We start from the raw sequence: 9,323 nt of genomic DNA, 5'->3' as shown, positions 1-9,323 counted from the left end.
CGGCTTGCTTGAGGATCGACAGGATCTGGCTGTCGGAAAAACGTGACTTCTTCATGCAGAATCTCCCTGCGTCTAGCTTACGGAAAATTCTACTTTTGATCACCGCTGTTTTTCGGGGGGATTACCGCCCGTTATCGCCAGTTCTGGCAAACCTGTTTCTGCATTATGCATTGGATCGTTGGCTGACCGTTCGTCATCCGGATATCCCATTCTGCCGATATGCAGATGACGGAATACTGCGTTGTCGAAGTGAGCGTGAGGCTCAGTATCTGCATTCCCAGCTAGATATGCGTGAGGTGGACCCAATAGCTATTCACAGAGATGCCCAACAAACGAGTATACTGGCCTGTGTTTGTCCAGGCTGCTCGGATAAATCACCATCAGCTCCTTGCTAAGGCCAGGCTCACTCACGGGAATAGCCACCAGACTTCCATTTTGGACCTCCTCCCGTACAGAACTTTCAAGCACCAACGATGCGCCAAGTCCGACCTTAACCGCTTGCTTGACGGCTTCGGTGCTACCCAGCTGCATAGATACCGTCGGAAATGGCCCATGCTCACCGAAGTAGGTCGCCAAAAGCCGGCCAGTGCCGGTGCCGGGTTCGCCGCCGATCAGAGCCATGTTAGACAGCGTATCGCGGTCGATATCGGTTCGACGGGCTAACGGGTGACCAGGCGGAACGATTAGAACAACGGGCTCGTTACGCCACGCCTGAGCATGGAATCCGGGTAGATCATGCCACCACTCCATAATCGCCACGTCCAGCTCACCGTCCGATAAATGCCGTGCAATAGTCGGATTGGAATCTATTACCACATCCACCTCGGGCCCTACGCCCAGCTCCTTGTAACGACGGATGTAGGGCTGGAGCATATAAATCCCAATATTGGAGCTCGCCCCAACGCGAAGTCGAGCCTCCATAATGGAAGATCTCGCCTGCTCCTCCAGCCGGAGCAGACTTCGGGCAAAAGGCAACAAGGTTAAGGCAGCCCGGGTTGGCTCACAGCCAGAGCGCCCCCTGTGGACCAATAAAACGCCAAGTTGGTTTTCGAGTTTTTGAAGGTGCTGGGACAGTGTGGGTTGTGCGATGTCCAACTGGCGGGCTGCGGCCTGAAACCCGTTGTGGTCCAGCACCGCCACGAAACTCTTCAGCCAGACAAGATTCAGCATGGGCCGCTCTCGCGGCCACTGGGATCATTGATCGCATCATCCGGCCGCTCACCCCGAAGCACTTGCAGAATGTTCCGAGCAGCGCGTTGCTCGATAGCCAGACGCACCTGGCTGACTGCCGATCCGATGTGAGCAGTAAACAGCGTGTTGGGGTGGGCCCTGAGCCCCTGGGCGATCTCCCTCGGACGATCTTCTCTCGCCCAATCTTCCATCTCAAACACATCAGCGGCGTACCCCCCCAACTGACCGGATTGAAGCGCTTGCAGAACACTACCCTCATCCACCACAGATCCACGGCAGGGATTGATAAGGAATGCGCCCGGTTTCATTCCTGTTAGCGTTTCGCGATTAATGGTGTGGAGGGTTTGCTCATTGAGCGCCAGTGCCAGGATCACAATATCTGACTGGGCCAGCAGCATCTTGAGGGGAGTATGGGACAAACCCAGTGCCTGCTCATGCTGCACGGGTAAACGTTCCGGCTGGGAATAGATTAAATCCGCTCCCCATCCGTTCAGGCGCTGCGCCACCGCTTGGCCGATGGCCCCCATACCCACAATACCAATCCGTGAGCCTTCGATCCCCTGCCCATAGAAGCGTGGTGTCCAGCCAGTAAATTCACCGGATCGAACGAAGTGGTCCGCCGCCTTGACTTGTCGGGTGAGACTGATCGTCAGCCCGACCGTTAGCTCTGCAGTAGGCACGGTTAGCAAATCCGGTACAAATGTCAGCCAAACCCCATGACGCGTGCAGGCATCCACATCAAAGTTGTCATAGCCTTTCAGGGCTGCACCAATCACCTTCAAGCGCGGACACCCCTGTAGGAACTCCACTCCAACTCGGTCTGGCATGAACGCCATCATCGCATCAGCGTCTGCAACGCGCGCAGCCACTTCCTCCTGGGGCAACGTGGCGCCGGATTGGTTGGTGACCAGCTCGCAATCTTGGGCAAGTTCATCCAGAACACTGTCATGGATCTTATGGGTTATCACAACCTTGGGTTTCATCGACGTTCCTTATTTGAATTTCTTACGAAGGCGGCCACTGAGACTGTCCACGACGGTGACCATCAACAAGATGACAATGAGAATGGCGCTGACTTCCTGATACTGCATGATTCTCAGCGAGCCCATCAATTCGAAGCCAATACCACCGGCACCCACCATGCCCATTACGGTCGAGGCACGGAAATTGTATTCCCAGCGATAAATGGACACGTCCGCGAATTGAGGAAGTGCTTGTGGCAGCACGGCGTGATAGAGCACCTGCAAGCGAGTAGCGCCGGCAGCATCGGCCGCTTCCACTGGCGCCTCATCTACATGCTCAATCGCTTCGGCAAAAAACTTTCCAACCATGCCAATGGAGTGAAGACCGAGCGCCAGTACGCCAGGCAACGCCCCAAAACCAACAGCAGCCACGAAGATGATGCCCATGATCAGTTCCGGGACTGAACGCAAACCGTTTAAAAGGGTTCGAGTTACTTGGAACACCACCGGATGTGGAGAGGTGTTGCGCGCAGCCAGGAATGCCAGTGGCACAGACAAGGTTACTGCAATGGCAGTACCGGCAATGCTCATCGCAAGCGTGTCGATTAACGGCGACACCCAGCTGGCCACATTGGTGAAGTCAGGTGGAAGAGATTCGCCAATGAGTGTGCCTATGGCTGGCACGCCATTGGCAAGTGTATTGAAATTGAGCAGCCCTACGTACCAACTTGCGACAAAAATGATGAGCAGCACTAACAGCGACTGTCCGAGTTTTTTCCGCCAGCCTTTCGCGTGCTCATCCAGCACGGAGGCCGACGGGGCCGGCGACAGAGTCGCCGGTTCCGTCGTTGTATAGTTCATGGGGCACTCCTCACATTTTTGCGAAATCAAGATTGAGCAGGCCACCCATAGCGCGGATGACATCGTAATCTTCGTCGGTAATTGCCGCGAATCCCTCAGCCTTCAGGTTGTCGAGAATCTCCGGGTCATCGATCTGCAGAAAGGCTTTCTGAATGTTGCTCTTCAGCTCAGGGGCCAGGTTCGAACGCATGGCCCAGGGGTATTGAGGAAAGTCACCGCTGTAGCCCAGCACTTTGACCTTGCTCCGATCAATCAAACCGCGGTCCATCACATGCTCGAAGATAACTTCGGACAACCCTCCGGCGTCGGCATTGCCATTGGCGACGTTAACCGCAACAGCGTCATGGCTACCGACGAAATGAGCCTCATAGTCCTTTCCGGCTTCGAGCTCTGCCTTCTCAAGGAGTACGGTCTTGGGGATCAGGTGGCTGGAAGTGGATGCGCGGTCACCGTAGGCCATTTTCTTGCCTTTGATATCCGCGAAGGAGCCAACGCCAGAGTCCGCATTGGCAATAATGATGGAGCGATAAGTCGGCTTCCCGTCTACCACCATGGCGGCAAAGGGTTCAATGTCACTCTTACTCTTGGCCATCACATAGGACAACGGACCAAAGTAAGCCAGGTCAATTCGGCCAAAACGCATGGCTTCGATCATGGAGGAGTAATCGGTGGTAACAATCAGTTCTACTTCCTTACCAAGAGTGGTTTCCAGGTAATCCTTCAAAGGTTGGTTTCGCTTGATCAGTTCTGACGCGTTCTCATCCGGCAGCAAGGCAACTTTCAAAAGATCAGGGTCTGTATCTGCGGCATGGGCTGACCAATGGATGCCGAGCATCATTATCAGAGCCAGCAAAGAGTGAATCATTGTCTTCATTGTGCTATCTCTCCAGTACGTCTGTCGTTATCGGGGTGGTCTTAGGTTTATGGATGGCTGGTTTGCCTTCCGCAGCTACCACGCTGGGTGAACGGTGGTAAATCTCGTCCAGGTGTTTCGATTTCAGGTTTTCAGGAGCATCGTCAAAAACGATATGAGCGTTCGAAAGGCCGATGATCCGGTCTGCAAAACGCTGGGCGTATTCCAATTGGTGCAAGGAAATAACCGCGGTGATTCCATCTTCCTGACAAATATCGCGCAGTAGGCCGAGTACCTTTTCAGAAGTGGCCGGATCCAGGCTGGCAACGGGCTCATCGGCAAGAATCATGGATGGTTGCTGCACCAATGCTCTGGCGATTCCAACCCGCTGCTGCTGGCCGCCGGACAACTGATCTACTCGGGAAAGCGCTTTGTCAGCCAGACCTACGCGGTCGAGGCATTGCAGAGCCAACTCCAGGTCCTGCCGGGGCAGGGGAAGCAGGCTTCGCCAAGTACCGTGATACGCAAGTCTGCCTGTCAGCACATTCTGTAACGCGGTGTATCGTTCGATCAGCTGGTGATGCTGGAACACCATGGCGGTGCGGCTGCGGTGCTGTCGCAGGATTCTACGGTTGGTCAGTTCACCAAACTCGCCAGACACAACCTTCCCGGTTGTGGGCTTAACCAGGTGATTCAGTGAACGAAGCAGAGTGGATTTACCCGCGCCTGAAAGTCCCAGTAGCACGGTGAATTCGCCCTTGTGAAAGTGAACGTTGGTGGGTTTGAGCGCGAGGACGTTTCCCGGGTAGGTTACGCCCATACTCTCGACTCGAAGCATCACATTGGTTGATTGAGTTGGCGCCACAGGATCACCTTTTGCAATAAATAAGCTCGCCGTATTGCGAGTTACAATTGAACGGTAAAGCTGAGAGATGACACTGTCGTGTCACTGACGTGACAGGTTGATGAAGTGCTTTTGGTTCGCAAGGATTTTCCGAAGGGCTCTGTGAAATACATGGAGCTCAGCCAAAGTGGAACGAGCCACCCAGGAGCTTAAGCAACAAAAATTGCGTTCCACCGTCAGTCGGCGAATCTCACGGTACAGTTCGTCCGTGCTGAGTTCATCGAATTGCTTACCGACTATACTCTTGCCTTCGAGGAGGTCGGACGCGCTCTCCAATAGGTCGCGCTTCCAGGTGCTGACTATGGTGGGGTGGATCTGGAAACGGGCAGCAATTCAAGGTGTGGCCTTAAGGGTGGGCAAGGACAGCCTTGCACTTACTAATTCGAAATAAAGTAAGCAGGGCACTGTCACCGCATCACTGATGCTGCGCAAGCTCGGGAGCTATCCGCGTCAGAATGGCCTCGCGATCGCATTGCGCGAGCTGGGCCGCATTGAGCGAACATTATTCGCACTCGACTGGATGCAAAACGTCGAACTGCGTCGCCGCGTGCAGGTTGGTTTGAATAAGGGCGAGGCTAAGAACGCGCTGGCTCGTGCCGTCTTCCTGAACCGGCTCGGTGAACTCCGCGATCGCAGTTACGAGAATCAACGCTACCGTGCAAGCGGACTCAATCTCGTCGTCAGCGCTATTATCCTTTGGAATACGGTTTATATGGAGCGGGCGGTTCAAGCACTGCGCGAAGACGGCCGGGATATCGACGAGACGCTTCTGCGGCATCTTTCTCCCTTGGGCTGGGAGCACATCAACCTGACCGGCGACTATAAAGGATGTCAAACAACTATCCTGCTGCGCGGGATAAGGCAAGGCCCCGTGAATGATATGCGAGAAATCGTGAATCGGCTGGGCCTGACCGGAGAAGCGGAGGCCACGCTTCATGTGGCGCTATTGCGTGAGCTGGTCCAGGGTCGTCCTGTCACTCTTAAGCGGCTTGCAGCGTCGCTCAACTGGACGACGGACCAGGTGGTGCAGGTGCGGGAACAGCTGCCTTGCGGAACCGTCGAGTATGACGGTCAGGGGTTGGTCGGTTCGTAGCTAATCTGGGCCCAACCGGGCGCCCTTTCTCACCCAATGTGGTCCCACTGCTCAGGATAATTGCGGGCCCAACAGATTAGCTTTGTGAGCCACTACAGATACCTGTTCATCGTATTCTGAGTGCTTCCGGGCAGCGTAGCCAGCCGCGACCACACTCACCATTAGTCGGTGTCCCGGATCAACCTGGCGACTTTGGTCAGTAAGGTGTTTGCGGCGTTGTCCGTAAATTGCTGTCCTTCCTCGATGTAGCCCCGCACCGTCCCGTCATGCTTCCAGCCACCCTGGCGCTTGATCTGCGCAAAGTCGACCTTTTCCCGCGCGGCGGCGGTGGATAGACCGCGCCGGAAGCTGTGACTGCTCAGGGTCGGCACGAAGTCCAGGCCGCAGGTTTCCCCAAGCGCTTTCAGGATTCGGTTCACCGACCCGCCTGAAAGGGCCTGGGATTGCAACCGATCCCAGCGGTTGACGGCGCGGAAGACGGGGCCTTCGTGAATGCCGGCATGCTCTAGCCAGGTTTCGAGGGCGCTGACCGGGCAGACCAGCTCGTTGCCCCGAGGCAGGGCCCGCTTCAGGCCTTCACCGTGAGGGTCTGTTTTAGAGCGCGGCAGGGTCACCACCAGCCCTTCCGGCTCCCACGACAAGTGCTTCACCTCAATCGCTACCAATTCACTGCGGCGAAACGCCCCAAAAAAACCGACCTGCAGCAGGGCCCAGTCACGATGCTTCTTGAGCGAGTCAGGCTGTTGCTGGAGTGTTTCCAGGAAGGCCGCAATGTGTTCGAGGCGCAGCGCCCGGGCTTGCCGTTTCGGCCGACCATGGGCGCGACGAATCCCTTCCAACGTTTTGCGCACGCCGGGGTCTCGAGCGGGATCACGCAATCCCTGAGTCTGGTGCCAGCGCCCCAGGGCCGTCAGGTAAACATCCAGCGTGCGAGGATTAAGCGCGTCTGCCTGATCGGACAGATAGGCCGCAAGGGTCGCCGGCTGTGTCGGGAGACGTCCACCCCAGCGCTCAAAGCTGCGAATGGCCGCACGGTAGGTCCGCCGCGTGTTGTCGGTGGTGGCCATGTGGATGTACCGATTAGCCGTATCGGCTAATACGGTCTTTTCCGCGTTACGTAATGTGGACTTGACGGTGGGTTTTGGATCCATGACCGCTCCAATTCGAGGCGTGCTTTCAAGAGCCGCTGATGTACCGGCGTTACAGGAGCAGGATAGAACAGACCACACACTAACGCACGTTAACGCGCTTTAACGTGCGTTAGGCATCTTAAATAAATTTTGTTAATTATCGAATAAATAATGTAATATTACATATCACGTTATATGATAAAATGAGGCATGTCATGGCCCGCGCCGGAATTACTTACCAGGATGTCGCCAACGCTGCGCAACGCGTCCGCCAACGCGGTGACGAGCCCACTGTCGACCGGGTGCGATCGGAACTCGGTACCGGCAGTCGCAGCACTCTCGGGCCAATGCTGAAACGTTGGAAATCAGGCAGCGAAGCCGCAGCGGATCTGAACGGACTCCCGGCTGACTTGGTGGCCGCCGTGAAAGCCCTGCATGAGCGAGCTCAATACGCGGCCGATGAACGTATTACGCAGGAGCGCGAAGCGCACCAGACGCTGGAACAGCAATGGCGCACCGAGCTGGAAGAGGTGCGGCAGCGGTGCGAGTCACTGGAAGAGCAACGCTGCGGGCTGGAGAAGGCCAATGAAGCGCTTCGCAACGAAAGCGATGCCCAGGCCCACGCTCTTCAACAGGAACAGCTCCGGGCGGCCTCACTCACGTCCAAACTGGAGGCAAGTCAGGAGAAACTCAGTGAGACCACTGCAACCGTCCAAGAGATGAAGCAGGAAAACCGCGATATCCGCAGCCATTTCGAGCACTACCAGCAGGAGATTGCCGAGGATCGCCGTCATGAACGGGACCAGTTCCACAGGACCCAGTCAGGGCTGGAGGGTCAGGTGGATCAGCTGACGCAGCAGCTCCGTTCCAGCGAACAGGACCGCGACACGCTGAGACAACATCGCGACCAAATAAACCAGCGCTATGAGGCCAGTCAGGATCACGCTGAAAACTTGAAAGAAAAATTGCACGCGAGCCAGGCCGTCATAACACAATGGGCAACGCGAACAGAAACGCTGGAAGCGACAGTCGACCGCCTCCAGCTGGAGCGAGATAGCGACGCCGAACACAGGGAGAAGCTTGGTGCGGCCCTAACGGATTCTGAAAAACATCTCGCGGCCTGCCAGCAGCGGATCTCCGACCTCAGAGAGCGCGTGGCAGCGGCTGACGACCGAAACCAGTTCCTCAACGATCAGAATCGCGAATTACTGCAGGAAAAAGCTGTCCTCCAGGGTCAGTTGAAACAACTACAAACAAGCCTGGCTAAATAGCCCGCTATTGTCTCGGCCTGATCATCCCTGAGAGTTGCGAGTGATGCCAATCGCGCAAGGAGTAGTTAGATGTCTACCGTGATCTTTGGCAGGCTGCGAGCTGCGGCAAAACGCATTCAGCATGATGCGCTGACGGTTATTTTGTGGCGCGAGACCCGAATACCCCCCATAGTCGTTCGGCTGCTCGCAATCGCAGCGTACGCCATGAGTCCAATTGATCTCATTCCGGACTTCATGCCGATCCTGGGCTATCTTGACGACATTATCTTGGTCCCGCTGGGCATCGTCCTTGTCATCAAGCTGACGCCATCGAATGTGATAGAAGCAAGTCGCTCGAAAGCAGCTAAAGTGGCAATCAAGCCGATCAGCCACGTTGCGGCCGCAGTCGTTATTGGCACATGGCTTTTATGTGCCACGGCTTTTGGCTACTGGGTGTGGGAATACAGCAGGTAACGCATCGTCTGCACGTGATGAAATAGTTAATTTAAGGCTTGTAAAACAGATGGTTAATGCGCTTTTTGGAGGATTTCGTCAGAATCGTTGCCGACCCTCAAATTGATCAGTACGGGCTGGAAGTGGAGCTTCCCATCGAACCGAAGGCTCTCAGTCGCCATCTCAAGGATCAACTGACTCAGGTGAGCCGCTCGGTGGACTCAGCCTTCCCGGACAACACACACGCCGCGATCGAAGACGGTCGCATCGTGATCAAACGCAATCAGAAGCAGGGGCTGCCAACGAATTGGCAGGCCCTCGATGACGATATTACACGTCGGCTTGGCACCCGCAGCATCGTCGACGTTCTGGTTGATGCGGAGCGCTGGCTTGGGTTACATCGGGAATTCGGGCCACTGTCAGGCTATGAGGGGCGCGTGGAAAATCCCCGGTTACGATTCATCGCTACGCTCTTCTGCTACGGCTGCAATCTGGGACCTGAGGTGGACCCCATCAGTTGGACAGCCTGAAGGTGCAGTTAAGCTCTGATCCGGTTTTATTCCCGGCTCAGGCGGCCAAGGCTATGGGTTGCCCGTAGTACACCTCATCGGGCGTTTGGTAATCAA

10 protein-coding genes and 1 pseudogene are annotated in these 9,323 nt (G+C 55.8%); 5 read left to right on the top strand and 6 right to left on the bottom strand.

Going from position 1 to position 9,323, the window contains the following annotated elements:
- Positions 1-309: 309 nt before the first annotated feature.
- The 5 genes from FO268_RS22445 to phnC are packed head-to-tail and all read right to left on the bottom strand — an operon-like array spanning position 310 to position 4,732.
- Positions 310-1,170: a LysR family transcriptional regulator gene (locus FO268_RS22445; RefSeq protein ID WP_011783503.1), complete on the bottom strand. Its 861-nt coding sequence runs from the start codon at positions 1,168-1,170 to the stop codon at positions 310-312.
- On the bottom strand, positions 1,164-2,174 hold the full coding sequence (locus FO268_RS22440; RefSeq protein WP_062363463.1) for a phosphonate dehydrogenase: 1,011 nt from the start codon (positions 2,172-2,174) through the stop codon (positions 1,164-1,166). The genes FO268_RS22445 and FO268_RS22440 overlap by 7 nt, the downstream gene beginning before the upstream one ends.
- 9 nt (positions 2,175-2,183) lie before the next feature.
- Complete coding sequence (phnE, locus tag FO268_RS22435) at positions 2,184-3,014, bottom strand: phosphonate ABC transporter, permease protein PhnE (RefSeq protein WP_011784781.1); 831 nt, start codon at positions 3,012-3,014, stop codon at positions 2,184-2,186.
- A 10-nt stretch (positions 3,015-3,024) separates the two neighbouring features.
- The gene (gene phnD, locus FO268_RS22430; protein ID WP_011784780.1) at positions 3,025-3,888 is read right to left on the bottom strand and encodes a phosphate/phosphite/phosphonate ABC transporter substrate-binding protein; all 864 of its coding nucleotides are present in this window, start codon (positions 3,886-3,888) and stop codon (positions 3,025-3,027) included.
- Positions 3,889-3,892: 4 nt separating this feature from the next.
- A complete protein-coding gene (gene phnC / locus FO268_RS22425; RefSeq protein ID WP_011783499.1) occupies positions 3,893-4,732 on the bottom strand; it encodes a phosphonate ABC transporter ATP-binding protein in 840 nt (279 codons plus the stop codon).
- A 433-nt stretch (positions 4,733-5,165) separates the two neighbouring features.
- On the opposite strand from phnC, the pseudogene FO268_RS22910 reads away from it, so the two are divergent.
- Together FO268_RS22910 and FO268_RS23170 are read left to right on the top strand one after the other, a co-directional pair.
- Positions 5,166-5,594, top strand: a pseudogene (locus FO268_RS22910) (Tn3 family transposase); the annotation flags it as partial.
- 57 nt (positions 5,595-5,651) lie between these two features.
- On the top strand, positions 5,652-5,864 hold the full coding sequence (locus tag FO268_RS23170) for a hypothetical protein (RefSeq protein ID WP_223305241.1): 213 nt from the start codon (positions 5,652-5,654) through the stop codon (positions 5,862-5,864).
- A gap of 161 nt (positions 5,865-6,025) precedes the next feature.
- On the opposite strand, the gene FO268_RS22415 is transcribed toward FO268_RS23170, so the two are convergent.
- On the bottom strand, positions 6,026-7,015 hold the full coding sequence (locus tag FO268_RS22415) for a site-specific integrase (RefSeq protein WP_063091982.1): 990 nt from the start codon (positions 7,013-7,015) through the stop codon (positions 6,026-6,028).
- Positions 7,016-7,209: 194 nt separating this feature from the next.
- Between FO268_RS22415 and FO268_RS22410 the strand changes: the two genes are divergently transcribed.
- The 3 genes from FO268_RS22410 to FO268_RS22400 all read left to right on the top strand — a co-directional run bounded on the left by FO268_RS22410 (position 7,210) and on the right by FO268_RS22400 (position 9,227).
- Entirely contained in the window at positions 7,210-8,265 is a 1,056-nt protein-coding gene (locus FO268_RS22410) for a DNA-binding protein (protein ID WP_023007038.1), read from the top strand.
- A gap of 69 nt (positions 8,266-8,334) precedes the next feature.
- Positions 8,335-8,718, top strand: coding sequence for a YkvA family protein (locus FO268_RS22405; RefSeq protein ID WP_023007037.1), 384 nt, complete (start codon positions 8,335-8,337; stop codon positions 8,716-8,718).
- A 56-nt stretch (positions 8,719-8,774) separates the two neighbouring features.
- Positions 8,775-9,227, top strand: coding sequence for a Tn3 family transposase (locus tag FO268_RS22400; RefSeq protein ID WP_150995389.1), 453 nt, complete (start codon positions 8,775-8,777; stop codon positions 9,225-9,227).
- The last annotated feature ends 96 nt before the right edge of the window (positions 9,228-9,323 follow it).

This window comes from Marinobacter denitrificans, assembly GCF_008795955.1.
Taxonomy (GTDB): Bacteria; Pseudomonadota; Gammaproteobacteria; order Pseudomonadales; family Oleiphilaceae; genus Marinobacter; species Marinobacter denitrificans.
Note: the sequence above shows the minus strand (reverse complement) of the source record. Positions and strands in the feature narration are given on the sequence as shown.

Coding starts and splice junctions, on each gene's coding strand:
- phnE (WP_011784781.1), bottom strand. CDS start 3,014: ATGAACTATACAACGACGGAACCGGCGACTCTGTCGCCGGCCCCGTCG.
- FO268_RS22400 (WP_150995389.1), top strand. CDS start 8,775: ATGCGCTTTTTGGAGGATTTCGTCAGAATCGTTGCCGACCCTCAAATT.
- FO268_RS22405 (WP_023007037.1), top strand. CDS start 8,335: ATGTCTACCGTGATCTTTGGCAGGCTGCGAGCTGCGGCAAAACGCATT.
- FO268_RS22415 (WP_063091982.1), bottom strand. CDS start 7,015: ATGGATCCAAAACCCACCGTCAAGTCCACATTACGTAACGCGGAAAAG.
- FO268_RS22445 (WP_011783503.1), bottom strand. CDS start 1,170: ATGCTGAATCTTGTCTGGCTGAAGAGTTTCGTGGCGGTGCTGGACCAC.
- FO268_RS23170 (WP_223305241.1), top strand. CDS start 5,652: ATGCGAGAAATCGTGAATCGGCTGGGCCTGACCGGAGAAGCGGAGGCC.
- phnD (WP_011784780.1), bottom strand. CDS start 3,888: ATGAAGACAATGATTCACTCTTTGCTGGCTCTGATAATGATGCTCGGC.
- FO268_RS22440 (WP_062363463.1), bottom strand. CDS start 2,174: ATGAAACCCAAGGTTGTGATAACCCATAAGATCCATGACAGTGTTCTG.
- FO268_RS22410 (WP_023007038.1), top strand. CDS start 7,210: ATGGCCCGCGCCGGAATTACTTACCAGGATGTCGCCAACGCTGCGCAA.